Raw genomic sequence first — 25,077 nt, forward strand, 5'->3', positions numbered from 1 at the left:
GCCAGCGTTCGTCCTGAGCCAGGATCAAACTCTCCAATAAAGTTTGTTACTGGTTCAAAGCTGGCAAATCATTTAATGATAGACTCATTAACGCTTTCGCTGTTCAGTTTTCAAAGAGCATTTTTTGGTTCATCGCCCAGAGGCGACTTTCTTAATTTACCACATAACCACTTGTGAAATCAAGTGTTTTTCAAAACTTTTTTTCGTCCGCTCTGCGTTAGCGCAGCAGCGACGTTTGTTAATATAGCATGGATCACAAACAGAAGTCAACACTAATTGAAAATTTTTTGTCCCATTAAAATAAAACCTGTTTCTCTGTCACCATTTTCTCCATCTTTGCATACGATCTCCTGAATCAATAAACGCTGAAGCATCTTATCTATCACGAGAGGAATCTCGATCTCTGCCTCTTGAATCATCGGATGATTCATCAGCTCTTCCAAACGCCAAGGCCCTGATTTCGTCTCCATGAGCTCAACCAGGTATCGAACAGATTCCTTCGTTCTGGATGCGATCCAAAATTCAATTGCCAGTACAAGTAGTTCAATTCGCTTCTCCAATGCCTCTGCATTAAAAGATAGCTCCTCATACAACTTATATATAGAAGGATCTATCTGTTTGACCTGCGTCCACAAAGCTGGTTGGGGATGATCTCCCGCTTCATATACAATGAGACGAGCCAAATAGTGAATCGTTTGAATGGCAGAGTGATGTGCATCCAGCATCATGCCTTGTTGCAAAAACTCTTTTGTCTCGTGAAAAAAACGAAGGATTTGGGAATACTCCTTACAGATATGTTTTTTCTGGAGAGAAGATGACAAACTAGCCAAGCGCAGTTTCATTTGTTTCATATACTGTTCTTTGTCCCAAACAATTTCTGCCCTTCGAAGCATCTCGGCAAGCCGCTCATCCAAACCGCAAATGACTCCCTTCTCCAGTTGCCACGTGCTGATTTGCTGCTCGATGATCACTTGTTCCTGAAATAACATGCGACGGATTTTACCATCAGCCTGGGGCTCATTTACTACGACGAAATAAAAGATTCCCTCGCGAAAGGGGACTAGCATATCCGAATCATTCAAGACAAGCACCGCTTGCACATCCAAACGCTGCTGGAGATTTTTCAGATACGTCTGCCTTAAAGTCATGCCTTGTTCCTCCCTGCCCCCTGGGTTGAACTTATGGATTCTACAAGTCTTGTCGGTTTCCTGCTTGTCAACAGACAAATCCTTTGTATGCTATACTATAGGGTAGGAGGAATGATCATGAAAAATACAGAACGCCTGAGCAAGATCAAACGCATGCGCACATGGGGCAACTGGAGCATGGTAATCGGCATTTTGCTGATGTATACAGGGTACGCATTTTTTGCGGGTTATTTGGACTTTATTCCTTTACTTGGAAACCTCTTAAAAGGCTCTTACATTTTTATGACGCTGCTTTTGATCATCGGGTTCATTCTGACAATGGGCAGTACAGTCTTGTTTATGATTTCCGGGATGGTCTCCACTTCAGCTCCACAGGTGCAATGCCCTTCATGCCAAAAAGTCACGAAGATGTTGGGAAAAGAAGACGCCTGTATGTTTTGTGGACAACCCTTGCGCCTAGAAGACGGACATCCTCAGCAAAACCAGACATAATATGATTCCTTTCATCTTATACGTAAAAAGCCACCTGCTACTTCCCGAGCATTCGGGGGGCAGGTGGCTTTCTTTCGTGAAAGCTGTCTGTCTTTTATTTCAAAGTCTCGTCAATTGCTTGCCAGATCTCCGGCACCTCAAAACCACGGCGCCAAGAAGCTATACCGGCCAAGTCGTATTTATTGACAATCTCCACACGCTTCTTCATAGAAGCTACGTCTTCTATCCACATTTTATAGACGTTGCCATCCTTCGGGTCTTTATACTCCACGTAATGTTGACCTGAAGCTTCATCCATAACGGGAGTCAGCTTGCGTTCGTTAATCCATTCCTGTGCTTTTGTCATGGAATAAGCTTTAGAACTCACCTTCACAGTGCCATCAGCCTGCTTGGCTTCTGTCCACAAGCGCGTGTAAAAAGGCACACCCAGCAGCAACTTTTCGTTAGGGACTTCTTCCAACACTCCTTGCAAGCCCCGCTCCACCCATGGCAACGATGCGACAGAACCAGCTTTTGGACTCGCTGCCCAATGCTCATCATATGTCATCACCGCAACATAATCGACGACCTCGGCCAAAGCTTTCCGATCCAGGAACATGGACCATTGTTTAGCATTTGACTTGATCGTCACATCTATGGAAACGGTCAGTCCTTGCTGATGGAGATACGGTGTCAGCTCGCGAACAAACTGAACAAGCTCCTCTTTTTCTTCTAAATATACGTTTTCAAAATCGATGTTGATGCCATCGAGATCATAAAGATGAGCGTAGTACAGGAGTTGGGCAATTAATTGGTCTCGCTTGTCATAGCTACTGAGAACGGACTTAGTCCAATCTGGATTAAAGCCATTTGTAACTAGCCCCCAAACCTTGTAACCTCTCTTATGAGCCCATTTGACATACGCAGGATCAGCCCTGTTCAACAGATTTCCTTCTGCATCCTTCATTTCAAACCAAGTAGGAGTTACTACATTTACCCCTGGTAATGCACCAATTTTTGAAACATCCGGATTTTTGCTGACGACGTGCTCCCATACGAGGTTGATCTTTCCATCAGGATTCCAAGCAGCGTGTTGTTGTCCAGTAGCAGTCGTGTGCTCCAGCTGGACTTTGCGCACATTCGTCATTTCAATACTTTTCTCTGAAATAAATCCTCCTACACCAGAGGCGGTTAAAATGCGATACCAGTTTTCCTTTTTGCCAAGAACGTCGACAACCTCACCCGCAGACAGCTCTGCTACAATCGGGGTTCGGTGAGAAGCCCCGGTACGGACCGCTTGTTTTTCCTCGGCAGCGATCACTTTCGCTTGCTGGATTTCGTAGCCCTCTTTTTCGACAACCAGGACACCCGTATCTGTTTTTCGCTCAAAAGAATAAGGGTATAGCTTTTCCAATGGATCCAACGGGACATAGCGTGTGCCGTCTACCTCTTTCACCGGAACGAGTAAATCCACAGGTTTTTTGTTCAGATAGGCGACAACTTCTCCGCTCTCCATCCGAAGCACCTTATCCTTCGTGGTGACAATAACGGAACGTGTTGGCTCATCCCAAAAAATCGCAGGATCAATGTTTTCTTTAATAAAATCAAAGGGCAGCAATATTTGCTCTGACTCCAATAAATACGTCGACTCTTTTCGCGAGCCTTCGGATACAATTACATTTTTATCACCGTCATACGGCTGCACATGCTCAGTCGAGGCACGGAGTACAAAAAACCAGTAAATGCTGCCGAAGATGGCCAACAAGAAAAAGCTCAACAAAATCAGCCTGCCAAAAGCCCTTCGTTTTCTTCGTCTTGGTCGCAGAGCTCTACCTGACTCCCTGCTCATAATCTCCACCTGCTTCCCGGTACATAAGCCTGTCTTCTGACTTGGGCTGTATGATTTGACTCATTATTCCGATCATAGCGTTGGTTCAATCCATTCACAACCTTTTGTATTCTAGTAATTCACGGACAAGCTTCCTACCAAGAAGAAGACGTACGAGAAGCCAAAAGGTTACAGATATCGACAAAAAGGGGTATGTCCCCCAAACACAAACACCTCCTGCATCACCGGGATTATCCGATTCAAGCAGGAGGTGCTCATCCATCCAATACATTCTTAGTGGGGATTCTTTTGACAGGAATCACAAACGCCATAAACTTCCATACGATGTCCGGTTACTTTGAAGCCGATGTCTTTGGAAGCAGCTACTTCTGCATCCCGCAAATACGGAAAGTGGAAGTCCCTGATTGCACCACAGGAAGAACAGATCGCGTGATAATGATCTTCTTCCACATTGGCATCAAATCGGCTGGACGCATCCCCGTAAGTGAGCTCTGTAACCAATCCAGCATCTTTAAAGACTCGTAGATTGTTATAAATCGTTGCAACGCTCATATTCGGGAATTTGCCTTCAAGGGCTTTATATATTTCGTCAGCCGTCGGGTGAGTCATCGTTTCCAGCAAATAGGTCAAAATTGCATGGCGCTGAGGTGTCATGCGAACCCCGGTATTCTTCAGGATTTCAACAGCTTTTTCCACACGTTGTACCATCTTGTTACACCCCACAGTCTTTCGCAAGACAAAAGAACAAGCTTCTCTAATGTCATTGATTAGAATTACTATAAATAAGTGTACGTCTAGTCGGCGAAAACTGTCAATATCCATTCAGCCGATTTGAACAGAAAGAAGTGGAAAATCAAGTTTATCCCTTTGCTTTTGCTGGCTTTTTAGTTGCAGGTTTTTTGGCCTTTTTGGCTTCCGCCTGTGCAAACTTACACATGGATTGAAGGGTACAGCTGCCGCATTGCGGATTGCGCGATGAACACACACGTCTGCCGTGCCAGATTAGCCAATGATGCGCATCCGTCCACTTCTCTTTTGGAATGCGCTTCATGAGCTGACGCTCCACTTCATCCACATTGTCGCTATTCGCAAGACCTAACCGGTTTCCTACGCGGAATACATGCGTATCCACCGCGATCGCAGGAATCCCGAATGCATTGGACAAAACGACATTTGCAGTCTTTCTCCCTACTCCTGGCAATGCTTCGAGCTCGGCGTGCGTTTGTGGAACTTCGCTATTGTATTTTTCGTACAAGATTCTACAGGTCTCTAAAATGTTTTTACTCTTATTCTTATACAACCCGAGCCCTTTTATATGCTCTTCCATTTCTTCCTGTGTCAAATGAAGGTAATGCTCCGGCTGGTTTAGCTGCTGGAACATGGGTGCGGTAATCTCATTCACCCGTTTATCTGTACATTGGGCCGAAAGAATGGTCGCAATGAGAAGTTCAAACGGGGTTGTATAATTCAATTCACAGTGCGCATCCGGATAAAGCTGCTGCAAATTATCCAAAATGTCGGCAACAGGTACTTTGCGTTGTGCCATAAATATATCCCCCTTTTCCCTACATTATACCGCCTTGGTCAACACAGTGATCGATAGCACCACAGACTACAACTGTTGTACAATGAGTCTGGAAGTATTTAACGGGAGGAGGTTTTCCATGAAAGTATTCCTGACTGGTGCCACAGGTTTTGTTGGACGGGGTATACTCGAGCGCTTGCAGGCAGAAGGATATGAGACGGTTTGCCTCACCAGAGCTGGTTCAACAGGTAAGCTTCCCTACAACGAAACCGCCACTCCACATATAACGGAAGCGACTGGCGATCTATTTGATAAAGAATCATTGATGAGAGGGATGCAAGGCTGCGATGCTGTCATCCACCTCGTCGGAATTATTCGCGAACAACCGGGGAAAGGCATTCGCTTTTCTCGTATTCATGTAGAGGGTACAAAAAATGTACTGGAGGCCGCCAAGCAAGCTGGAATCAAGCGCTTTGTCCATATGAGTGCTCTTGGCGCACGCGAAAACGCCACGAGCGCCTATCACCGAACCAAATATGAAGCGGAGCAGCTTGTGCAAACAAGCGGTATTCCGTACGTCATTTTCCGTCCATCTGTCATTTTTGGTCCTGGGGATGAATTCGTGAACATGCTCGCCGATCTGGTCCGGTTACCTGTCACACCGGTCATTGGCGATGGCTCCTACCCTTTACAGCCAGTCGCTCGCAAGACAGTGGCCGATGTATTCGTCCAAGCCTTAAACAGACCCGAATCAACCAATCAAATTTACGAAACAGGTGGGCCCGAACCACTCTCCTACGGACAAATTCTGGATACGATTGGCGAGGCTATTGGAAAGCGCAAGGTCAATAAAATTCACATCCCCCTTGCTTTCATGAAGCCTATGGTAAATATGATGGAGAGATTTCCATTCTTCCCGATCACCAACACGCAGCTCACTATGCTGCTAGAAGGAAACGCATGTAAGGACGGAAAGCTTCTCTACGATACTTTTCACACAGAGAAAATCGACTTTCTTCCGGGAATCTCCACTTACCTGCGTGCCTAATAAAAAGCGGAAGCCCCCTGCTTAATCCCAGGGGGCTTTTGCCTATTCATGCAACGTTTTCTCTTCTGCACCTGTCTCTTTATTAATATGACGAGCCACTACGAACAGGTAATCAGACAGTCGGTTGAGGTATTTGACCACGGAAGGGTTTACCTGCTCCTGCTGTGCCACATGAACTGCTTTGCGCTCTGCACGTCTGACGACCGTACGCGAAACATGGAAGGCAGCCGCTGCTGGATGTCCGCCAGGCAAAATAAAATTGGTGAGCGGAGGCAACTTTGCATCTAGCATATCAATTTGCTCTTCCAGAAAAGTAACATCCTCTTCTGCAATTGGCCAACCTACCTTCTTGCCTTCTGGCGTCGCCAGCTCAGCTCCTACATGGAACAGCTTTGTCTGAATGACATGGAAAACATCCTGCAATTCCTTCCATTCTTCTGTTGCAGGCAACAGAGCCAGTGCCAATCCGATCTGCGAGTTGGCTTCATCGCACGTACCGTACGCCTCAACACGATCGGCAAACTTAGGCACGCGGACACCTGCAACCAGTGACGTCTCACCTTTATCCCCCGACTTTGTATAAATCTTCATTCCGTATCCCCTCCACAGGTTCCGTTTACAAAGCTTCTGCGACCAGAATCAATTCTGAGCTATTTGCGTCAAAAGGTGTCTTTGCAAAAGAACCGTATCGTTGTGTGACCTTCAAGCCGTTTAAACGAAGCAGGTGATGGAGCTCCGCAGGGAATATGTAGCGGAGAGTAAATCGACCTTTCACCCGTTCCGTCACAACTCCCTGTGCATCCGTACGCTCGTATATGCGTGTCACTTCGGATAGTTGCTGAAAATGGTCATAACGGGTGTAATCCCACATCGCAACCTCTTCTCCTGACGGGAGTGGGTAAGTGCCACGCAAGGACATTTTTTCATTTTCCTCGTAAAAATGATGAATCTTGGGCACAAACACGTTCATGATGAACTTCCCGCCTGGAGCCAGATGCTTGCGAATGCAGGTCAATGCCTTCATTTGCTCTTGAACATGCAACAGATGCAAAAACGACCGAAAAGGAATCATAATCAGCGAAAATGACTCTTGCAGATCAAAGGCGCGCATATCCCCTTGCAATAGCCTCAAGCCGGATGTCACACCTTGTTCCTCTGCTTTTGCCTGAGCCCTCGCCAGCATATCCTGGGAAAGGTCAATTCCGGTAACGTCGATGCCAGCCTGCGCCATCGGAATGCTGATTCTTCCGGTGCCGCAAGCAAGATCCAGCACTTTTCCGCCTGCTTGCTTGGCTTGCTCCAGATAGAAGTCAACATCACCCGCGACACCGCGCTGCGTGAGATCATAGTAGTCAGCCCATTGATACATATTGCTCATACGGCCCTCCTATGCTTGCATTTCTTCTGATTGAAGGTAGGCCATCACGAGCTTCGCTGTGTTGTCGAGCGCTTCTTTATGTGTACGTTCATGAGAGTGGGATGCATCTACTCCCGGTCCGATCAAACCATGGACAACGTCATATCCTGCTCTCAGCGCAGCACTTGCGTCGGAACCATAGTAGGGATAAATGTCCACTTGGTAGTTCAGACCGTTCGCTTGTGCGAGCTTGGTCAGATGGCTGCGCAATCCGTAGTGGTAAGGTCCAGTGGAATCCTTCGCACAAATGGACACGCAATACTCATCTGTCGTCTGTCCGTCCCCAATCGCGCCCATATCGACAGCCAGGTACTCCACCACGTTATCAGGGATGCTGGAATTGCCGCCATAGCCGATCTCTTCATTATTGCTGATAAAAAAGTGCGTGGTGTAAGGCAGCTTCACGCCGGATTCACTCAGCTCCTTCAGAACCCCCAAGAGCACAGCTACGCTTGCTTTATCATCAATGTGGCGGGACTTGATAAAGCCGCTATCCGTTACCGTCACCCGCGGATCAAAGGAGACGAAATCTCCGACGGAAATCCCAAGCGCAAGGACTTGCTCCTTGTTTGTGACTTTTTCATCCAGTCGGACTTCCATGTTCGCCTCATTGCGCTCAGCTTTCCCCGCTTCTGAGCTGTATACATGCACGGAAGCTTTGGTGGACAAAATGGTACCGGTTACAAGACGACCGCTACTAGTCTCTACAACGCAGTGCTCTCCTTCAATCGCATTGAATGCAAAGCCGCCGATCAAAGTCAGCTTCAAGCGCCCGTTGCTCTTTATTTCTTTTACCATCGCGCCCAGTGTATCGACGTGAGCGGTCAAGAGTCTTGCCTTTTCGTTATGGGCCCCCGCTACTGTTGCAACGATTGCCCCTTTGTTAGTCCGTTTATAGGAAACGCCAAGCTTTTCTAATTCTTGTGCAACCCAGGCCATTACTTTTTCCGTATTGCCGGATGGACTTGGGATGTTCGCCAATTGGCAAAAGCTTTGTACAACATATTCCGTGGATACACTCATCTGTTTTCCTCCATTCGCCCATTGCGAAATAAACGTTAGGATTGAAGCTCTTCCTTAATAAATTGAAGCACTTCCTGCACATGTCCTTTGACTTTTACTTTTGGCCATACTTTTGCGATGTTGCCTTCTTTGTCGATGACGAACGTCGTGCGTTCAATGCCCATGTACTCTCGTCCGTACATTTTTTTCAACACCCACACGCCATAAGCCTCTGCCACTTGGTGATCTGGATCTGCCAGAAGCGGAAAAGGCAATTCGTGCTTCGCGATAAATTTATCATGCGATTTCACAGAATCCGGACTGATTCCGAGAACAACTGTATTCAGCTCGGCAAAACCTGAATGGAAGTCACGGAAGTCGCATGCTTCTGTGGTACATGTTGGCGTTTGGTCCTTCGGATAAAAATAAAGCACTACATTTTGACCATGAAATTGGGAAAGTGAGAGGGTCTGATTATTGCTCGCCTGCAAAGTAAATGCAGGTGCAGCTTGTCCTACTGCCGTCAAACTTTTCCCTCCTCTCGATAATATCCTGTTTTCGCTGGTCCCATTTTACCACAATCTAGTAGTCACTTCATCCGCATACAAGTTGCGCTTTGATTCAGAAAAGGATAGAATTAAAAAAAATAAAATTTTGCCTAGTCAGTTGGATGGTGAATTCGCATGAAAGAGTTTTTTGAAGTAACAGATCCAGAAGCGCTAAAATCGCTTGCTATAGCGGAACGGGTTAAAATTTTGGAACTCTTTGAAGATTTGGAGCCCAGAACGGCCAAACAAATCGCTACAGAACTAGGCGAAAATGCAGCACGGCTACATTACCATGTGAAAGAGCTCGTGCGTGTTGGACTGCTCGAGCAAGTGGATACCCGGGTAAAAGGCTCCATTGTGGAGAAATATTATGAGCCTGTTGCCAAGGTCATTCAGGTCAAGCTTCAATTGATGATTGAAGAAAACGCTCAACAATTAAGTGATGTCATGTTTACTCCGTTTCGTACTACGGAAAAGGACCTCATGCGAACGCTCAATCGCTTCGTCGCAAGCGACCAGGATGTTCGGAAGGAATACAAAAATACGTTCGCTTTTAATTTGACTGAATTTTATTTGAGTCAAGAAGAACGTAATCAATTTGTGGAAGACATCTCTGAGCTGTTGCAAAAGTACAAAGGGTTCAAAAAGGAATCTGGCCGTCGAAAATTCAAGTTTTTCGACATCTTGTTCCCATTGACTCCGGCTGATCCAACAGATGATTCAGATGATCCTTTTGATGATTCGGATGAGTAAGTCACCAAGAAAACCATCAGATACGATGGTTTTCTTTCATTTTCTAATCAAAGGAGGACTCCAATGCGGACGATCTTGTTTGATTTCGACGGCACAGTTGCCGACACCCTCCCCTTGATCTTCACCGCTTTTCGCTCCACCTTTCAGCAGTTTTTACAAGAGCATTATACGGACGAGCAGATTGTAGCTCTCTTTGGCCCCACAGAGACAGGCATTTTGCAAAGCAAGCTTCCCCCACATGCGCATGACAACGCCTTCGCACATTTTTATCGTGTATACACAGATGAACACTCCCGCGTACAAAATCCGGAAAATATCCGAATTATGCTCGACGAACTTCACGCAGCCGATATCCAAATGGGAATCGTAACAGGAAAAGGACGAAAAAGCGCTGACATCTCCCTTCGAGAATGGGGATTAGATTCGTATTTTTCCGTCGTGATTACAGGTGATGAGGTCACACATCCAAAGCCTCATCCAGAAGGTATTTTTACTGCTATGAAACAGCTAGGCGCAACTCCTGCGGAAACCATTTTCGTAGGTGACAGTGATGCTGATGTGTTGGCTGGTCGTGCCGCTGGTTTGCGGACAGTCGGTGTGGATTGGCTTTTGGTTACACAAAAGTCGGGAAAATTCGATCCCGAGCCTGACTACCACTTTACGGATGTGCCAGCTTTTACCGATTGGATTCTCGGACGCTAGTTGAAAAAAGGGTGTGCCCCTGCCGCAAAAGCGTGGACACACCCTTTTTTGATTAATACGCCCGTCCGAACCAGACACTATGCTGTGACTCTTTGCCGCAGCAAAGGCAGACTTTCTTTTGTACAGGAGGCTCAAACGGGATGTTGCGAGAGGTGAACTTGGTTTCTTCCTTGATCTTCGATTCACAAGCATCATCCCCACACCAGCCAGCTAACACCCATCCGCTCGTTTTGTTTTCGCTCTCGTTTTTAGCAATATGAGCGGATAGCTGCTCCAGTGTGTCGATCCCCAGATGTGAGTTTTCATCACGGAATGCTAGTGCTTTTTGGAACATATTTTGCTGAATCTCTTCCAACAGTTGAACAACGGTCTGCGCGATACCTTCAAGTGAGACCGTCACCTTCTCCCCTGTATCGCGTCGAGCCAAAATCACTTGACCATTTTCCACGTCACGTGGGCCGAGCTCCAGACGCAGAGGAACCCCGCGCATTTCCCACTCATTGAACTTCCAGCCTGGTGTTTCTTCGCGAAGATCAGCACGGACACGCACTCCTGCGGCCTTGATTTCGTCAAAGAGCGGATCAAACGCCTCCATGACTTTCTCGCGCAGCTTCATCGGACCGACCGGGATCATAATCACCTGTGTCGGAGCCATGCGAGGCGGCAACACGAGACCGCGGTCATCGCCATGCACCATGATCATTGAACCAATCAGTCTCGTAGAGGTGCCCCATGATGTGGTGTGAACGTACTTGAACTGATTGTCGCGATCCAAAAACTTGATTTCAAAGCCGCGCGCAAATTTATCACCCAAATAGTGCGAGGTGCCCGCCTGCACTGCTTTGCCATCCTTCATCATCGCTTCAATGGAATACGTGTCAACAGCACCCGCAAAGCGTTCACTTGGTGTTTTTTGTCCCTTCCAAACCGGAATGGCCAGCTCCTGCTCAACGACCTCTCGGTAAATCTCCAGCATTTGCATCGTTTCCTGACGAGCTTCCTCCTCTGTCGCATGTGCCGTGTGGCCTTCTTGCCAGAGAAATTCCGATGTCCGCAAGAACGGCATTGTCCGCTTCTCCCAGCGAAACACGTTTGCCCACTGATTGATTAATACAGGCAGGTCCCGATAGCTCTGAATCCATTGGCTGTACATATGCCCGATGATCGTCTCGGAGGTTGGACGTAGTGCGAGCTTTTCCTCTAGCCGCTCGCCCCCAGCCTCTGTTACCCAAGGCAGCTCTGGATTGAAGCCGTCGATATGCTCTTTTTCTTTTTGAAAGAAGGACTCGGGGATCAGCATCGGGAAATAGGCATTGCGATGCCCTGTCTCCTTGAAGCGCTTATTCATCGCCTCTTGAATTCGCTCCCATAGCTCAAAGCCATCCGGCTTGAAAACGATGCAGCCGCGCACCGGTGTGTAGTCCATCAAATCAGCCTTTTTGATGGCATCGATGTACCAACGCGAAAAATCCTCCGATTGCGGTGTAATTTCTTTTACAAACGCTTTGTCCTCTTTCATCCGTCTACGCTCCTTTTTGTTCTTACGTAAAATGCAAAAAATCCCCCATCCCAAAAAGGGACGGAGGATTAACTTCCGCGGTACCACCCTGATTGACCATAGCAATACGCCATAGTCCTCTCGATAACCCGATAACGGTGGGCATCCGGCTAAGCTCTTCACCAGCGGCTTCAGGATGGGATGCAGTTATCCATTACGTATCAGCCTTCCAGACTAGGGCCGACTCTCTGTTACGAGGGTATAGCTGCGGGTCCTTTCATAGCCTTTTGAAACTTTCTATTAAGTTAACATATTAGCGAGTCATGTCGTGGTTGTCAATTGTTGGTACGTGCAGCGATTCTGGAGCCGAGCTTCACGTAGATCGGATATGCGACCACTGAAATCATAACACCTTTGAAGAGATTGAACGGCACGATTCCGTACAGAACCAATGACCAGATGCTTGTCGCGTTGAACATAGTCAAGAGCTGTTCAATCGGCATTTGATAAAGCACAGCGTACGCAGGCAACAGCACATATGCATTTGCCACAGCCATGACGATCGTCATCAAAACCGTCCCCAGAGCGAGACCAGTCAGGAAGCCTTTTTTGCCTTGGCCCAGACGCTGCATGTAGACAGCCGCAAAAATAAAGCTTGATCCTGCTACGACGTTTGCGAGTTCACCGATCAAAAGGCCATCTGTATTTTTGAAGAGCATGTGCAGTGTATTCTTCAGTACCTCGATAATAATGCCAGCTACAGGTCCGTACATGAGTCCCCCGATCAATGCCGGGAGTGTGCTGAAGTCGAGCTTCAAAAAGCTTGGCATCAGTGGTACGGGAACCTCGAGATACTGCAGAATAAATGCAACGGCCGCCAGCATGGGAATCGTCACCAGCTTTTGGGTTGCACGTGTGCGCGAAGAATGCAGCGCTGTTTCTTTCATGTTTACCATCTCCTCATTTTTCTACTCCTTCTTGAGGAATGGCAACAGTCGTTGTATGCTCACACGTCTTGTTACACAAACAGAATAAACCCTGTGGCTATGTTCCACAGGGCATTTGCAAGCGTATGACAAAACCATGCGCAAATAAAAGGTACAAGAAACAAGAGGGCTGCCTCTACGTTCTCATCCCGTTTGCACAGGTAAACAAGCACGTGTGATAAACGTACTGTCGTCATCCTTCTCCCATCCAGACTGTACTGTCGGCTCTGGAATCACACCAGATCCTGCACTCCGTCGCAACTTTACGCTCGGGAGGCTCGCGGGCTTAACATGCGTAAAGCATGATCACCGCCGGTCGGGAATTTCACCCTGCCCCGAAGGAATGTGTAGTTGTATACAGCATATTATACTGCTGTTTTTTGATTTGACAATAGAGGAAACTGCCAAAGCGACACTTCTTATTTATTTTTCCGATGTGTTTAGTGCGAATAGCGAATAAAAAAGACACTTGCTAACTAGAGAGCACATTATGCTATCATTCGCTTGCACAATAGAATCGGCTCCTCAAGGGTGGTCGCGCGGCTCATCCCCATAGAAAGGGGGGAGATCGGCTTGGTTGTTACCTTGACCAAAAAGAAATAGACCGCCCTTGAGTTGACAGCTCTGCGGTCTATTTCGCAACATAGTATTGAGCCGCACCCCTTTGCGGGAAGCGCCTATTGTACCGACCGTTCCGGTTGCAGCCGGGATGGTCTTTTTTTACCTCACAACGACTTCGGATTATAAATCATCAAGAACCCGCTCCCCGATACTTCGTGACTCCCCAGTTCCAGACCAACAGCCCAATCCCGAAGAAAATAACAGCCACTACCGGCGTCATTGCCGCATATGTGTACCAAACTTCCTTGCGCAAAAAGTAAGCCGCCGGATAAACACCTACGAAAGCAAACGGCAGCACGTAGGTGAGCACAAAGCGAATAGCCTTGTTGTACACGTCTACCGGATAGCGCCCGTACTGCTGGATGTTGTATATCATCGGGGCAATCCCTGTCCGCGAGTCGGAAAAGAAGCTAACAGCAGCAATCGCGGTATACACGCCACCGTAAATCAGTGCCCCGCTGATCGAGAGCCCGATAAAGATGAACACGTCGTACCAGTAAAACGACAAATCGAGTTGAATGGCAGCATACCCCATGATGATGATCCCGGTTATGACGCCAAAAATGCGGTCTGGCGCAATCGACTCGAGGCACACCTGCGCCAGATTGTGGATCGGTCTCGTCAGGATGCGATCCATCTCGCCCCGGATGATGTACCGTTCGTTGAAGTCCCAAAAACCGAAGAACATCGAGAATAATGCGTATGGTACCAAAAAGAACCCATAGATAAAGATAATCTCGTCACGCGTCCAATCCCCCATCAGCGGAACATGGGTGAACACAACAACAATAAAGACAAGATTGATCAACTCAGAAACCAGATTGGACACAAAATCCCCGAGAAAATCTGTTCGGTAGGCAAGTCTCGTCTTGAAGTACTGGCTCAGGTAGTCGGCAAAAATACTAAAAATATGTCTCATGTCTTGCATGCTCTACCCTCCTTGCACAACCAGCTTGTTGCGGGCAAGACGCCACATCACCAAGATGGGAACCAGTATGACAAACATCCAAATCACCTGAAAACCGATCAATTCCCAAGAGCGTTCCGTTGAAATCGCACCTGTGAAGATCAAGCTCGGATAGTAGTTGACCGCCTGAAATGGAAGATACCCCATTACCGTTTGCGCCCAACCGGGGAAAAAGCTGATCGGCAGCACGAGACCAGACAACAGATCCACCACGACCCGCTTGGCTCGCATCATGCCATCGTTTCGGAACAGGAAGAAAGTAAGCAAGCCTGTCACCAGATTGATTTGTGTATTGATCAAAAACGCACACATCAAGCTGATCAAATACAGTCCCCACCCAGTTGCTGTCGCAGGGAAGCTGAACGGAATGATCAGACTGATAAGGAAAATACCTGGACCCGCGAAAAAAAGAAAACGAAAGATCCCTTCCCCAAAAGCCTGCGCCGTTTTCACGGACAAGTAATTATAAGGGCGTATCATTTCAATTGCGACCTTCCCTTCTCGGACGTCCTGGGCTATTTCCGTATCGATGTTGTTAAAATAAAACGCCCGCGACATCCAAGCAATCGCAACGTAGGAAGTCATCTGTTCCACCGTAAGCCCGCCCAGCTGCTGCTGACCTCCGTAGATCGCTCCCCATAAAAAGTAGTACGCACCGATGTTGATCGCGTAGATAATGATCCCGCTGTAATAGTTGACACGATAGGCAAGCATCGTCAAAAACCTCATGCGGATGAGTTCCATATAAAGCTTACGCATGGCTTCTTACCTCTTGGTCTGAGGAATAAATGTTGCGAACGATATCCTCTGTGCTCGTCTCCTCGATTTTCACATCGCTGACTTCAAAGGAGGACATGACCGTCGACAACACAAAGGGCAACATTTCTTGACTTCGCGCTACTTTTACACTGAGGGTAAAGTCATTGATTTGCTCGATCTCACAAGGCATCTCGCCCAATGTCTGACGAAGAGCTGCTGCTGAAGTGCGCTTTTTCATTTGGAAGGACACTTCTGTGCCATTGCCCCATTTTTCCTTGAGGTCATTCAGTAAACCGTCGAAGATCAGCTTTCCTTTGTCCATGACAAGCACCCGTTTACAGAGTGCTTCGATGTCTGACACATCGTGAGTCGTCAACAAGATTGTCATATTTTCCGTCTCGTTCAAATTGCGGAGAAACTCACGGATTTTTTGCTTAACGAGTACATCGAGACCAACTGTCGGTTCATCGAGAAACAGCAGGCGTGGCTTATGAATCAACGAAGCAGCCACTTCACAGCGCATCCGCTGTCCGAGACTCAGCTTGCGCACTGGCTGACTGACGAACGGTGAAATTTCCAGCTCCTCAATCAAACGCTCCAGCCATTTTTCTCCTTCTACTTCGTCAACCTTATAAACGCTTTTCAACAGGCGGAAGGACTCTAGCGGAGATAAGTCCCACCAAAGCTGAGAGCGCTGCCCGAAAACAACTCCGATGGATCGAACGTACTCTTCCCGCTGCTTGAAAGGCACATAGCCGTTGATGACGATTTCGCCATCGCTCGGGGTCAAGATACCCGTCAGCATCTTGATCGTGGTTGATTTTCCGGCACCATTTTCCCCAATCAGCGCGAACATTTCCCCTTCCCCTACTGTAAAGGAAAGGTCATCCACCGCTTTTACTGTCTTGTACTCTCGACTGAACAAATCACGAAAAGCACCACCAAGGCCCGGTCTGGACTGATGAATGCGGAAATCCTTTTGTAAATGATTTACCTGAATCATGGAAAACCGTCCTTTTTTCTTCGCTTAAATACCATTTGTAGTGTATATGAGCCAATCGAATTGTGCAAAAGGCAAACTGCACCAAACTGTTATTGAAGATAAAGAATCATGCCCGTTTTGTCGTCTGACTTTTTAAAGCGGATATAGTGGATGCATTCGGGATCATTGTTTTCCAGAGCGATCAGCTCGTCTGTATAACGTTGCAGCCCTTTATGTACAATCGGCAGCACCGTTTCTTCCCACTTTGGCTGTGCTCCACCTATAGCTCTCGGCATGAAAAGACCATCCGTTACCAGCACCAATGCCTTCACGCCAACTCGATTCATGCGTCCATACTCGATAAAATCCCGACAGGCAACATCGCCATTCAACACGCCGTAGCCTCCTGGTCCATTCGCCTGATAGCGGTTATGGATCAGGATGTCCATACATCGTTCGTACAGCTCTGTTCGGGTACACGATCCTTCGTTGATTCCTTCTTCCCACTTCGCCAAGGCGGCCTGTTCCAAATGGCTGACTTGCGTGTGCGTCAGGGGTCTTACCATCTCATCATCATAAACGGCAAATATCATGCAATCACCCAACTGCGCATACTCGATATGGGCATCTCCTACACGAACGACTGCACAGGCCGCTCCCCACAATGCTTCCTTTTTCTCAAGATTGATGCCACTTTGCCGCATCTGCTCCTGAAGGGTTTCGTTTATCGTCCCCAAATAATTGTGCAAAGCTGCATCCTCCGGCATTGCTTCCAACTGCTTTTTTACAAGGTCAGCCGCGATAGCTCCTCCTGTCTGCCCTGCTTCGTTCTCATACGGGATCAGCGACGTAGTGCCATCGATGACCGCATACACATGCTTGACCTGCTGAATCACATAGGCGTCCTCATTGCTTTTGCTGCTTCCTTTCATGGAGATGCACTCAAGTTTCATGATGACCCCGCCTTTACCCTTGGAGTGATTTGCTTGAAAATTGTATCATTTTTCCTTTCCTTCATCTATAGCTCTCCGTTCATATCCACTTGTTGAACAGCTGTGGTAAGATAATGAAGGACTTTTTCCAAAAGAGGTAGTTCCAAAAGAAAAGAGGGAATATGCATGAAACGTGAACGATCCGCGCAACTGCACGAGCAAGCACTCGACGTCATTCTAGGCGGGGTAAACAGCCCTTCCCGCTCTTTCAAGGCCGTAGGCGGGGGAGCACCCGTAACGATGGAACGTGCCCAGGGCGCGTATTTCTGGGACGTGGACGGCAATCGATATATTGACTATTTAGCAGCATATGGCCCCATCATTACTGGCCATGCACATCCACATGTGACCAAAGCGATTTGCGAAGCGGCTGCCAATGGAACCCTGTACGGTACGCCTACTCCATGGGAAATTACCTTTGCAAACATGATCCGCGAAGCAATCCCTTCGATGGAGCGCATTCGCTTCAACAATTCCGGTACAGAAGCAGTCATGACCTGCATTCGTGTAGCACGTGCCTATACCGGACGTGTCAAAATCATCAAATTTGCAGGCTGTTACCACGGCCACTCTGATTTGGTGCTCGTTGCTGCCGGCTCGGGGCCATCTACTCTGGGGATTCCAGACAGTGCAGGTATTCCGCAAAGCATTGCCAGCGAAGTCATTACCGTACCTTTTAATAATATCGAAGCATTCGCAGAAGCTATGAGCAAATGGGGAAGCGAAACGGCTTGCGTCCTCGTTGAACCGATTGTCGGCAACTTCGGTATCGTGGCACCTGAGCCTGGCTTCCTGGAAGAGGTTAACCGCATTACGCACGAAGCTGGCGCCCTTGTCGTCTACGATGAAGTGATCACGGCCTTCCGCTTCTGCTATGGCGGCGCACAAAACCTCCTCGGAGTCGAGCCTGATCTGACTGCATTGGGCAAAATTATCGGTGGCGGTCTGCCAATCGGCGCTTATGGTGGTCGTCGGGAAATCATGGAGCAAGTCGCCCCACTCGGCCCTGCGTATCAAGCAGGAACAATGGCTGGTAATCCTGCTTCTATCCGTGCGGGTATTGCCTGCCTGGAAGTATTGAAGCAGCCGGGCGTGTACGATAAATTCGAACGACTTGGCGCTATGCTGGCGAACGGAATCATCGAAGCGGCAAACAAACACGGCGTGACCATTCAGCTCAATCGTGTAAAAGGGGCATTGGCTGTTTACTTTACGGACGAGCCTGTTCATGATTACGATGCAGCTCAGAAAGCGAATGGAGAAATTTTTGCCCGCTTCTTCCAGCTGATGCTGAATGAAGGTGTATGCCTGGCTCCATCCAAATATGAAGCTTGGTTCGTGACGACAGCTCATACAGAAGAAGACATTCAATACACCATCGCGGCTGTAGACCGCGCCTTTTCTCAGCTGTAAACCATTCCCACGTCCTTTCGTATCCGTCCGAGGAAATAATAAGCCTGTTCGCGATTATGTTTTCGAGGAGGATATCCCGGTGTCCAAAGGTGAAAAATCATATCCGCAGGCTCCTGAAAAGACGTTGGATTCCAAAATGAGCAGTAAGATGCTCGAAGTGAAGGGCTTTCAAAACCCGCGAAAAACCGAGCATCATAAAACTCAAAATCACGACAGATGAGCATCAAAACAGACACATTCCCAATCATACTGACGAGGAATGTGTCTGTTTTTTCGCATGCGGCAACATTGTCAATAATGGTCAGAGATTGTACAATAAAATAGTGAAACTGTCATAGGACTTATTCGTATACATGAATATGGGACAGAATGAAGTAGTAAGGTTACATGTATGGCTTAGCAACATTTCGTTTTCATAGATTACAATGAGGAGTGAGTGTGGAATGTTTTTCCATCCTATGGATTTCCTGATTCTGATTGCATTCGGACTGTCGCTCTGGGCACAGTTCCGTGTGAAAGGAACTTTTAACAAATTCGCCGAAGTTCCTACCTCCTCCGGTCTTACCGGTGCAGAGGCAGCCCGTCGCATGCTCGATGCGAACGGCTTGACGAACGTTCCTGTTCAACATATCCCAGGTACATTGACTGACCACTACGACCCGACTGACCGTGTCGTACGCCTGTCTGATCCCGTATACTTCGGCAACTCGATTGCCTCTCTGTCCGTTGCTTGTCACGAGGTAGGCCATGCGATTCAGCACAAGGTCTCGTACCCGATGCTGGTAGCACGCCATCGCATTTTCCCGGTAGTCAACCTGGTGTCCGGTGTGGCGCCATTGCTGCTGTTGGCTGGTTTCTTCTTCAAAATGGCTGGACTCCTGCTCATCGGGATTATCTTCTTCTCCGGAGCAGTTGCCTTCCAGCTTGTCACACTACCTGTCGAGTTTAACGCAAGCAGCCGCGCGAAAGAACTGATGCTCAAAATGGGCTTCATCCGGAATGAAGAAGAACGTGGCGCAAGCAAAGTACTGGGCGCAGCCGCTCTGACGTACGTAGCTGCCGCTCTGATCTCTGTTCTGGAGTTGGCGAAATACATCATGATTTTCCGAAGCTCTGACGACTAATCCGTTAAACGAAACGGCAAAGGTACAGCTCTCTCATATGGGAGGCTGTACCTTTTTTCATGAGGCTACGTTACAATAAGGCGGGGGGTTTTGCACATGCGAATTGGAATCATTGGATTAGGCAGTATGGGACAAATGCTGGTGAAATCACTCTGTAAAAGCGGTGTGATCCAGCCCGAGCAAATAACCGTCTTCAATCGAACAAGAGAAAAGGCTGAAACTCTGCAAGCATCACATGGCATTCTCATAGCCGAAAGTGCGCAAGAGGTGTGCGATCAGGCAAAGCTGGTCTTTCTCTGCACAAAACCACTGGATATCCTGCCTGTACTCCGTGAGTTGTCTATCCCCAAAAGTGTACATATCGTTTCAGTAGCAGCAGGTGTTAGCATCGATGATTTGGAATCCGTCCATACAGGTGCCGTAAGCAAGGTAATTCCTACAGTCACTTCGCAAGAGCTGCATGGTGTGTCTCTGTTTACATGCAGCAGTCGAACAAGTGCAGAGGATCGCAATGAGCTTCTCGCTCTCCTGTCTTCCATTAGTCAATCACAGGAAGTATCCGAGGTCGAGATCGAAACAGCGACGATTCTCACCAGCAGCGCACCAGGACTGATCGCAGGGATTCTTGATTCCTTCGCGCAGGCAGCCGTTCGCAAAACACCGGAGCTTGACTTGGATACTGCAAGAAGCATGCTGGTGGAAACGATGCTGGGAACCGCTCTTTTGCTCAAAAACGAACAGCTTAGCTTTGACCAGCTGATCGAGCGTGTTGCTACCAAAGGTGGCATTACCGAGGAAGGCTTGCGTGTGCTTGACAAGACGCTTCCTTCAGGGTTTGACGAGTTGTTTGCCATGACAGAATCCAAGCACGCTGCTTTGAAGATACTTGTTCAACAACAAATAAAAGCATAAATCGCGGATAGGAGAACAACACGATGATCATCGGTTGGATTGGTTTGGGTAACATGGGTATACCAATGGCTAGCAATCTGCTGGCTGCAGGCTACGACGTACGTGTCTGGAATCGTACGCCGGGAAAAGCTGCACCATTGGTGGCATTGGGTGCGAAAGAGACTGCGACTTTGTCTGAGCTCGTGGCACAAAGCGATGTACTTTTTACCATGGTTAGTGATGATGATGCTGTAAAAGCAATCTATACAGGCTCAGATGGCCTCTTGCGTCTTCCTGTGCAAGGAAAGCTGGCGGTGGACATGAGCACTATTTCCCCGGATACTTCTCGTTTTCTATCTGAGCAAGCCAAACAAGCTGGGCTGCGCTTTCTCGATGCGCCTGTCTCTGGCAGTGTAGGACCTGCAAAAGAAGGGAAGCTCGTCATCATGGTAGGCGGCGAGAAGGCGGATTATGAGGTAGTCAAGCCGATGCTGGACAAGCTAGGCAAAGCAGCCTTTTATTTGGGCCCAAACGGTGCTGGCACGTCTGCCAAGCTGGCGATCAATCTGTTACTTGGCATTACGGTACAAGGTGTCTCTGAGACATTGCTGTTCGCACGCTCTCTCGGCATTGGCACAGAACAGATGCTGGACATCATTTCCGAAAGTGCCGTGGGAACCCCGTTAATTCGCGGAAAAGCAGCCTCGATCCTCGCTGACGACTATCCGGCTGCCTTTGCCCTGAAGCATATGGCCAAGGACCTTCGATTAGCGCATGAAGCAGGCGTTTCTACACCTTTGGCGGAATCCGTCAATGCCACCTATCGCCATGCACTGGAATCAGGACTGGGAGAGCTCGATTTGATGGCGATCCTGCGTCACCTTGGCGGAAAATAAGCATAGTGCCTTGACTGACCCAATATAAGTGAAACAGCGGCTACCTAAGACCTGAAAAAGAAAGTCTGATATGCTCCCCATACAGTAGACAGGCGAAATAATAAAAAGCTTGCTATTGTGAGGGGAGCTTTTTCATGTCTAGAGGTAAATATAATGCTTTCGAGAAACTAGCCATTCTCGAAGAAGTATCAAATGGGGAAATTGGTTTCCTGGCAGCTGCGAAGAAATATGAGATTAACAAGACAACTTTAATGAAATGGCAACGTCGGTACAAGATGTATGGATATGAAGGGTTAGAGCGTCGTACGCATCTTCAACGCTATAGTGCTGAGCTTAAGCTCCGAGCGGTAATGGATTACCTTGAGGGGGGATTGTCTCAGTACCAAATCATCGATAAATACAAGATTGCTAGCACGAGACAGCTTTTTAATTGGATCAACAAGTATAATGGTCATAGCAGCTTAAAAGCCTATAAAGGGGAAGCAAAAGCTATGACAAAGGGTCGCTCTACGACTTAGCAAGAACGGATTGAGATTGTGCAGTATTGTCTGGCACATGAACATAATTACCAAAAGACATCTGAACATTTTCAGGTCTCCTATCAGCGTCCTGACGGGCAGTGAAGACTTTTACCGGATTCAATTGCGGACGAAGCACGGCGAGCCGATCTTGCGCAAATCGTGGATGATCTATCGGAAGGAATCGATGCAAATCTCTTTGTTAAAAGCATTTGTTGATTTTATTAAAGAGAGGAAGCTGATGTAAGTACTGCGATAAATTTTTTTATGGAAATAGATAAAAAATACATATACCTTCTTATGATCAAGAAGCATATCATCAAAAAAGGCTGCCTTACCAGTAGAAAAGTCTACGGATAAGACAGCCTGCTCGTGTTTTAATCTACGGAAACCCCACTGGAATGCTCCGTCTGCTTTTTTTGCAAGCGCAACGCAAAAAGGAATGCGATGAGTAACAATCCAGCAGAGACATAATAAACAGCCCGGACTCCCTGCCATTCAGCGATAGCACCCATCACCAAGGCAGAAGCCCCAAAAACGAGTAAATCAATCGTCCCTTTTGCTGACAGGACATAGGGCAGTGCCGATTCCTCCGTCTCTTGCTGCAAAAGAGTCTGCTTGCTTACATGCACCATTTCCAAAAACGGGCCCAGCGCAAAGGAAAACAACAGTGCTGCCAGAGCATTCGTACTGTTACCAAAACAAAAGGTAAAAAAACCGACTCCAATCGTACCGCAAACGATCCAGCGAAATAAATGGCGACGCATCCGCTCCGCATACATCAATAGCAGCGTCCCACCCGCAATGGCTCCAAGCATGTAACCGGCATTGATATAGCCCCACCATGCTTCTCCTTGTCCAAGTACATCGAGGACAAATGGCAGCATAATCGCAGCGATCCACACACCCCCGGACAAGCCGATCACAACATCCATTGCGACCAGCAGTCGCAGTACAGGCACATCGCGAATGGTTTTCCATCCAGTGAGCCAGTCTGTTGCCGCCCTGGCCCCCTGTTCTTCGCGCAGCTTTTCCTTCGCCGGTGCAATGCCTGTCATCGCGATCGTTGCCACTACATAGGCACCAACCGTTCCCCACAGAACGATACTTGCTCCCAGCCAAGAAACGAGTAATCCTCCTGCGGCCCAGCCAGCAAAATGAACGGTTTGATCCGAGGTGGCAAGCAACCCATTCGCTCGCATAAGATCTTCTCGTCCGACCAACTGCGGCACCATGGCATTGCGTGCAGGGTTTGCCCAGCCATCCATAAAGGCGATGGCTGACCCCAATCCGAAAAACAGCCAGATCCACTCTCCCTGCTCTCCTACACCGCTGCTGACGGCTAAGGAGGCTCCAGCCAAAAGTATCGTCTTCAAGCCTTGCGACAGCACGAGCATGCCCGTCAACGACAATCGCTGAAACACCAGCGGAGCCAACAAGCTGCTCACAGACTGCGATGCTACAATGACAACCGGTATAAACGCCGTGTACATGACAGAGCCAGTTGCAGCGTAAATGACCGAAATAAACGCAACAATATAAAATACATCCCCAAGGTTGGCCAATGTCTGACCCACCCAGAGGCAAATAAAGCGTCGATGCCACATGAAGCGCACCCTCCTGTCGGTTCAGGACCAGCCTATACGTCCTGATGGAATATGAAGTTATTCACACCGACTCGCCATCACAATGGAGGTGCACCTCTTTTCGCGAAAATTACCTTTTATTCTATTCCAGAATCAGGATGCTGTACAGATTTGTTTCGAAAAAAGCTGTAGTACACCCAGCCTGCATTAATAAACAAGAAAGCACTCGTCATGTAAAAGACTCCGCTAATGCTCACATAGCCTGCCAAAAAACCGCCAATCATCGGTCCAAGCATGCTGCCGATACTGACGAAGCTGTTGTTATAGCCATAAACACGACTGACCATATGTACAGGTGTTGCTCTTCGCAGCAAAGCATTGACGGATGGAAGCAGTCCTCCCAGCGACAAGCCTAACAAAAACCGGAGCGCGACCAATTGCCATACCGTATGTACGAGACCTTGTGGAATGAAGATGATTGCGGCAGCCAAAAGCGAGAACAAGAGCACCTTTTGCGAACCGAACCGATCTCCTAAACGCCCCAGCTGTGGGGAGGCAAAGACGTTTGCTACCCCCATGCATGCCTGGACAATTCCGGCCCACAGCGCTACCTTTGCCCCTTCCGAACCGAGCAACTGCGAAATATAGATCGGCAACACAGGGATAATGCTAAATAACGCAAACTGGATCATTACGGTTACAAAAAAGAGCGCCGGGAGTTCTTTGGAAGAAAAGATCATCTGAAAATCTTCCCGTAGACTCGACCGTTCCTTTTTTTCAGGTGGAACAAAGTTCTCTTTCACCGTAAACGTAATGACCAAGGTGGCCAATAATAATACGCAACCGGTAATCACAAAAATCATCCGAAAGCCGATCTTCTCCGCGAGAACCCCGCCAAACAGCGGTCCCATAATCGTTCCGGCCGTAATAAAAGACTGAAGCAATCCCGTTGCATAGCCAATTCGTTCTTTTGGGACAGAGGATGCTACCAATGCGGTACTGGCTGGGATGATTCCGCCTACGAGTCCATTGAGCAGACGAAGAGCCAGAAGCTGCCACAGGCTTCCCGCAAAACCGGTCATTGCCATGGTAATAGACATGAAAAATCCCGAGCGCAAAATCATGATCTTGCGCCCGTGCTTATCGGCCAAATTTCCCCAGATAGGCGAGACGAGGCCCGCCGTCAAAAAGTTGGCTCCAAAAATAATCCCCGCCCAAGCCGTGACTTGGTGAGGGTCTTCAATTCCGAAATCCTGCTGAATGTAAAGCGGTAAAAAAGGCATGATCATGCTCATCGCCACCATGACGAAAAACAACGATCCACAGAGCACATATAAATTACGGCGCCATATCTCCATCGGATTTCCTCCAATCCCATCTG

General features: G+C 48.0%; 26 protein-coding genes and 1 riboswitch. Of the genes, 10 read left to right on the forward strand and 16 right to left on the reverse strand.

From position 1 onward, the window contains the following. Positions 1 to 272: 272 nt before the first annotated feature. Positions 273 to 1,148 (reverse strand): nucleotidyltransferase-like protein, encoded by an 876-nt coding sequence (locus M3630_RS27680; protein WP_251254239.1) that lies wholly within the window; start codon positions 1,146 to 1,148, stop codon positions 273 to 275. A 117-nt stretch (positions 1,149 to 1,265) separates the two neighbouring features. Here M3630_RS27680 and M3630_RS27685 point away from each other — a divergent pair, with 117 nt between their 5' ends. Continuing rightward, entirely contained in the window at positions 1,266 to 1,640 is a 375-nt protein-coding gene (locus M3630_RS27685) for a YgzB family protein (RefSeq protein ID WP_012684798.1), read from the forward strand. Positions 1,641 to 1,734: 94 nt separating this feature from the next. Here the strand turns inward: M3630_RS27685 and M3630_RS27690 are convergent, their stop codons facing one another. The 3 genes from M3630_RS27690 to nth form a co-directional block, all read right to left on the reverse strand. Continuing rightward, complete coding sequence (locus M3630_RS27690) at positions 1,735 to 3,468, reverse strand: glycosyl hydrolase family 18 protein (RefSeq protein ID WP_251254241.1); 1,734 nt, start codon at positions 3,466 to 3,468, stop codon at positions 1,735 to 1,737. 273 nt (positions 3,469 to 3,741) lie between these two features. Further along, positions 3,742 to 4,176 (reverse strand): peroxide-responsive transcriptional repressor PerR, encoded by a 435-nt coding sequence (perR, locus tag M3630_RS27695; RefSeq protein WP_047073745.1) that lies wholly within the window; start codon positions 4,174 to 4,176, stop codon positions 3,742 to 3,744. 151 nt (positions 4,177 to 4,327) lie between these two features. Continuing rightward, positions 4,328 to 5,014, reverse strand: coding sequence for an endonuclease III (nth, locus tag M3630_RS27700; protein WP_047073743.1), 687 nt, complete (start codon positions 5,012 to 5,014; stop codon positions 4,328 to 4,330). A gap of 118 nt (positions 5,015 to 5,132) precedes the next feature. On the opposite strand from nth, the gene M3630_RS27705 reads away from it, so the two are divergent. Next, positions 5,133 to 6,041: a complex I NDUFA9 subunit family protein gene (locus M3630_RS27705; protein ID WP_251254243.1), complete on the forward strand. Its 909-nt coding sequence runs from the start codon at positions 5,133 to 5,135 to the stop codon at positions 6,039 to 6,041. A gap of 42 nt (positions 6,042 to 6,083) precedes the next feature. Here M3630_RS27705 and M3630_RS27710 read toward each other — a convergent pair whose 3' ends face one another. The 4 genes from M3630_RS27710 to bcp are packed head-to-tail and all read right to left on the reverse strand — an operon-like array spanning position 6,084 to position 8,987. Then, complete coding sequence (locus M3630_RS27710) at positions 6,084 to 6,632, reverse strand: cob(I)yrinic acid a,c-diamide adenosyltransferase (protein ID WP_251254254.1); 549 nt, start codon at positions 6,630 to 6,632, stop codon at positions 6,084 to 6,086. Between the two features lie 25 nt (positions 6,633 to 6,657). Beyond that, complete coding sequence (locus tag M3630_RS27715; protein ID WP_251254256.1) at positions 6,658 to 7,419, reverse strand: class I SAM-dependent methyltransferase; 762 nt, start codon at positions 7,417 to 7,419, stop codon at positions 6,658 to 6,660. A gap of 9 nt (positions 7,420 to 7,428) precedes the next feature. Continuing rightward, a complete protein-coding gene (locus tag M3630_RS27720) occupies positions 7,429 to 8,481 on the reverse strand; it encodes a M42 family metallopeptidase (RefSeq protein ID WP_173611424.1) in 1,053 nt (350 codons plus the stop codon). 35 nt (positions 8,482 to 8,516) lie between these two features. Beyond that, complete coding sequence (gene bcp, locus M3630_RS27725) at positions 8,517 to 8,987, reverse strand: thioredoxin-dependent thiol peroxidase (RefSeq protein WP_221869233.1); 471 nt, start codon at positions 8,985 to 8,987, stop codon at positions 8,517 to 8,519. A 156-nt stretch (positions 8,988 to 9,143) separates the two neighbouring features. Here bcp and M3630_RS27730 point away from each other — a divergent pair, with 156 nt between their 5' ends. Together M3630_RS27730 and M3630_RS27735 are read left to right on the forward strand one after the other, a co-directional pair. Then, on the forward strand, positions 9,144 to 9,761 hold the full coding sequence (locus M3630_RS27730; protein WP_173611422.1) for a winged helix-turn-helix domain-containing protein: 618 nt from the start codon (positions 9,144 to 9,146) through the stop codon (positions 9,759 to 9,761). A 63-nt stretch (positions 9,762 to 9,824) separates the two neighbouring features. Continuing rightward, positions 9,825 to 10,463, forward strand: a complete 639-nt coding sequence (locus M3630_RS27735) for an HAD family hydrolase (protein ID WP_251254258.1) — start codon at positions 9,825 to 9,827, stop codon at positions 10,461 to 10,463. A 52-nt stretch (positions 10,464 to 10,515) separates the two neighbouring features. Here M3630_RS27735 and proS read toward each other — a convergent pair whose 3' ends face one another. The 6 genes from proS to M3630_RS27765 all read right to left on the reverse strand — a co-directional run bounded on the left by proS (position 10,516) and on the right by M3630_RS27765 (position 17,229). Next, complete coding sequence (proS, locus tag M3630_RS27740; protein ID WP_251254260.1) at positions 10,516 to 11,982, reverse strand: proline--tRNA ligase; 1,467 nt, start codon at positions 11,980 to 11,982, stop codon at positions 10,516 to 10,518. 314 nt (positions 11,983 to 12,296) lie between these two features. After that, the gene (locus M3630_RS27745) at positions 12,297 to 12,908 is read right to left on the reverse strand and encodes an ECF transporter S component (protein WP_173611419.1); all 612 of its coding nucleotides are present in this window, start codon (positions 12,906 to 12,908) and stop codon (positions 12,297 to 12,299) included. Positions 12,909 to 13,139: 231 nt separating this feature from the next. Beyond that, a riboswitch (FMN riboswitch) is annotated at positions 13,140 to 13,294 on the reverse strand. Positions 13,295 to 13,698: 404 nt separating this feature from the next. Then, the gene (locus M3630_RS27750) at positions 13,699 to 14,496 is read right to left on the reverse strand and encodes an ABC transporter permease (RefSeq protein WP_370646715.1); all 798 of its coding nucleotides are present in this window, start codon (positions 14,494 to 14,496) and stop codon (positions 13,699 to 13,701) included. 3 nt (positions 14,497 to 14,499) lie between these two features. Then, positions 14,500 to 15,294, reverse strand: a complete 795-nt coding sequence (locus tag M3630_RS27755; protein WP_251254272.1) for an ABC transporter permease — start codon at positions 15,292 to 15,294, stop codon at positions 14,500 to 14,502. Then, complete coding sequence (locus M3630_RS27760) at positions 15,287 to 16,297, reverse strand: ABC transporter ATP-binding protein (protein WP_251254282.1); 1,011 nt, start codon at positions 16,295 to 16,297, stop codon at positions 15,287 to 15,289. The genes M3630_RS27755 and M3630_RS27760 overlap by 8 nt, the downstream gene beginning before the upstream one ends. A gap of 89 nt (positions 16,298 to 16,386) precedes the next feature. Continuing rightward, entirely contained in the window at positions 16,387 to 17,229 is an 843-nt protein-coding gene (locus tag M3630_RS27765) for a protein phosphatase 2C domain-containing protein (RefSeq protein WP_251254284.1), read from the reverse strand. 165 nt (positions 17,230 to 17,394) lie between these two features. On the opposite strand from M3630_RS27765, the gene M3630_RS27770 reads away from it, so the two are divergent. From M3630_RS27770 to M3630_RS27795, 6 genes are all read left to right on the forward strand, one after another. Next, positions 17,395 to 18,681 carry a glutamate-1-semialdehyde 2,1-aminomutase gene (locus M3630_RS27770; protein ID WP_251254286.1) on the forward strand — a complete coding sequence of 429 codons (1,287 nt, stop codon included), beginning with the start codon at positions 17,395 to 17,397 and terminating at the stop codon, positions 18,679 to 18,681. A gap of 443 nt (positions 18,682 to 19,124) precedes the next feature. Further along, positions 19,125 to 19,805: a zinc metallopeptidase gene (locus tag M3630_RS27775; protein WP_048031441.1), complete on the forward strand. Its 681-nt coding sequence runs from the start codon at positions 19,125 to 19,127 to the stop codon at positions 19,803 to 19,805. Positions 19,806 to 19,901: 96 nt separating this feature from the next. Next, on the forward strand, positions 19,902 to 20,717 hold the full coding sequence (locus tag M3630_RS27780) for a pyrroline-5-carboxylate reductase family protein (RefSeq protein WP_251254294.1): 816 nt from the start codon (positions 19,902 to 19,904) through the stop codon (positions 20,715 to 20,717). 23 nt (positions 20,718 to 20,740) lie between these two features. Next, positions 20,741 to 21,592 (forward strand): NAD(P)-dependent oxidoreductase, encoded by an 852-nt coding sequence (locus M3630_RS27785; protein ID WP_251254297.1) that lies wholly within the window; start codon positions 20,741 to 20,743, stop codon positions 21,590 to 21,592. A gap of 134 nt (positions 21,593 to 21,726) precedes the next feature. After that, positions 21,727 to 22,110 (forward strand): helix-turn-helix domain-containing protein, encoded by a 384-nt coding sequence (locus M3630_RS27790; protein ID WP_251254305.1) that lies wholly within the window; start codon positions 21,727 to 21,729, stop codon positions 22,108 to 22,110. 37 nt (positions 22,111 to 22,147) lie between these two features. Continuing rightward, entirely contained in the window at positions 22,148 to 22,357 is a 210-nt protein-coding gene (locus tag M3630_RS27795) for a hypothetical protein (protein WP_251254307.1), read from the forward strand. 130 nt (positions 22,358 to 22,487) lie between these two features. Here the strand turns inward: M3630_RS27795 and M3630_RS27800 are convergent, their stop codons facing one another. Both M3630_RS27800 and M3630_RS27805 read right to left on the reverse strand, forming a co-directional pair. Beyond that, on the reverse strand, positions 22,488 to 23,717 hold the full coding sequence (locus M3630_RS27800) for an MFS transporter (RefSeq protein ID WP_251254309.1): 1,230 nt from the start codon (positions 23,715 to 23,717) through the stop codon (positions 22,488 to 22,490). 116 nt (positions 23,718 to 23,833) lie between these two features. After that, complete coding sequence (locus tag M3630_RS27805) at positions 23,834 to 25,054, reverse strand: MFS transporter (RefSeq protein ID WP_173611407.1); 1,221 nt, start codon at positions 25,052 to 25,054, stop codon at positions 23,834 to 23,836. Between the last annotated feature and the right edge of the window lie 23 nt (positions 25,055 to 25,077).

Source organism: Brevibacillus sp. MER 51 (assembly GCF_023714195.1).
Lineage (GTDB): Bacteria > Bacillota > Bacilli > Brevibacillales > Brevibacillaceae > Brevibacillus.

Coding starts and splice junctions, on each gene's coding strand:
- M3630_RS27680 (WP_251254239.1), bottom strand. CDS start 1,148: ATGACTTTAAGGCAGACGTATCTGAAAAATCTCCAGCAGCGTTTGGAT.
- M3630_RS27685 (WP_012684798.1), top strand. CDS start 1,266: ATGAAAAATACAGAACGCCTGAGCAAGATCAAACGCATGCGCACATGG.
- M3630_RS27690 (WP_251254241.1), bottom strand. CDS start 3,468: ATGAGCAGGGAGTCAGGTAGAGCTCTGCGACCAAGACGAAGAAAACGA.
- perR (WP_047073745.1), bottom strand. CDS start 4,176: ATGGTACAACGTGTGGAAAAAGCTGTTGAAATCCTGAAGAATACCGGG.
- nth (WP_047073743.1), bottom strand. CDS start 5,014: ATGGCACAACGCAAAGTACCTGTTGCCGACATTTTGGATAATTTGCAG.
- M3630_RS27705 (WP_251254243.1), top strand. CDS start 5,133: ATGAAAGTATTCCTGACTGGTGCCACAGGTTTTGTTGGACGGGGTATA.
- M3630_RS27710 (WP_251254254.1), bottom strand. CDS start 6,632: ATGAAGATTTATACAAAGTCGGGGGATAAAGGTGAGACGTCACTGGTT.
- M3630_RS27715 (WP_251254256.1), bottom strand. CDS start 7,419: ATGAGCAATATGTATCAATGGGCTGACTACTATGATCTCACGCAGCGC.
- M3630_RS27720 (WP_173611424.1), bottom strand. CDS start 8,481: ATGAGTGTATCCACGGAATATGTTGTACAAAGCTTTTGCCAATTGGCG.
- M3630_RS27730 (WP_173611422.1), top strand. CDS start 9,144: ATGAAAGAGTTTTTTGAAGTAACAGATCCAGAAGCGCTAAAATCGCTT.
- M3630_RS27735 (WP_251254258.1), top strand. CDS start 9,825: ATGCGGACGATCTTGTTTGATTTCGACGGCACAGTTGCCGACACCCTC.
- proS (WP_251254260.1), bottom strand. CDS start 11,982: ATGAAAGAGGACAAAGCGTTTGTAAAAGAAATTACACCGCAATCGGAG.
- M3630_RS27745 (WP_173611419.1), bottom strand. CDS start 12,908: ATGAAAGAAACAGCGCTGCATTCTTCGCGCACACGTGCAACCCAAAAG.
- M3630_RS27750 (WP_370646715.1), bottom strand. CDS start 14,496: ATGCAAGACATGAGACATATTTTTAGTATTTTTGCCGACTACCTGAGC.
- M3630_RS27755 (WP_251254272.1), bottom strand. CDS start 15,294: ATGCGTAAGCTTTATATGGAACTCATCCGCATGAGGTTTTTGACGATG.
- M3630_RS27760 (WP_251254282.1), bottom strand. CDS start 16,297: ATGATTCAGGTAAATCATTTACAAAAGGATTTCCGCATTCATCAGTCC.
- M3630_RS27765 (WP_251254284.1), bottom strand. CDS start 17,229: ATGAAACTTGAGTGCATCTCCATGAAAGGAAGCAGCAAAAGCAATGAG.
- M3630_RS27770 (WP_251254286.1), top strand. CDS start 17,395: ATGAAACGTGAACGATCCGCGCAACTGCACGAGCAAGCACTCGACGTC.
- M3630_RS27775 (WP_048031441.1), top strand. CDS start 19,125: ATGTTTTTCCATCCTATGGATTTCCTGATTCTGATTGCATTCGGACTG.
- M3630_RS27780 (WP_251254294.1), top strand. CDS start 19,902: ATGCGAATTGGAATCATTGGATTAGGCAGTATGGGACAAATGCTGGTG.
- M3630_RS27785 (WP_251254297.1), top strand. CDS start 20,741: ATGATCATCGGTTGGATTGGTTTGGGTAACATGGGTATACCAATGGCT.
- M3630_RS27790 (WP_251254305.1), top strand. CDS start 21,727: ATGTCTAGAGGTAAATATAATGCTTTCGAGAAACTAGCCATTCTCGAA.
- M3630_RS27795 (WP_251254307.1), top strand. CDS start 22,148: ATGAACATAATTACCAAAAGACATCTGAACATTTTCAGGTCTCCTATC.
- M3630_RS27800 (WP_251254309.1), bottom strand. CDS start 23,717: ATGTGGCATCGACGCTTTATTTGCCTCTGGGTGGGTCAGACATTGGCC.
- M3630_RS27805 (WP_173611407.1), bottom strand. CDS start 25,054: ATGGAGATATGGCGCCGTAATTTATATGTGCTCTGTGGATCGTTGTTT.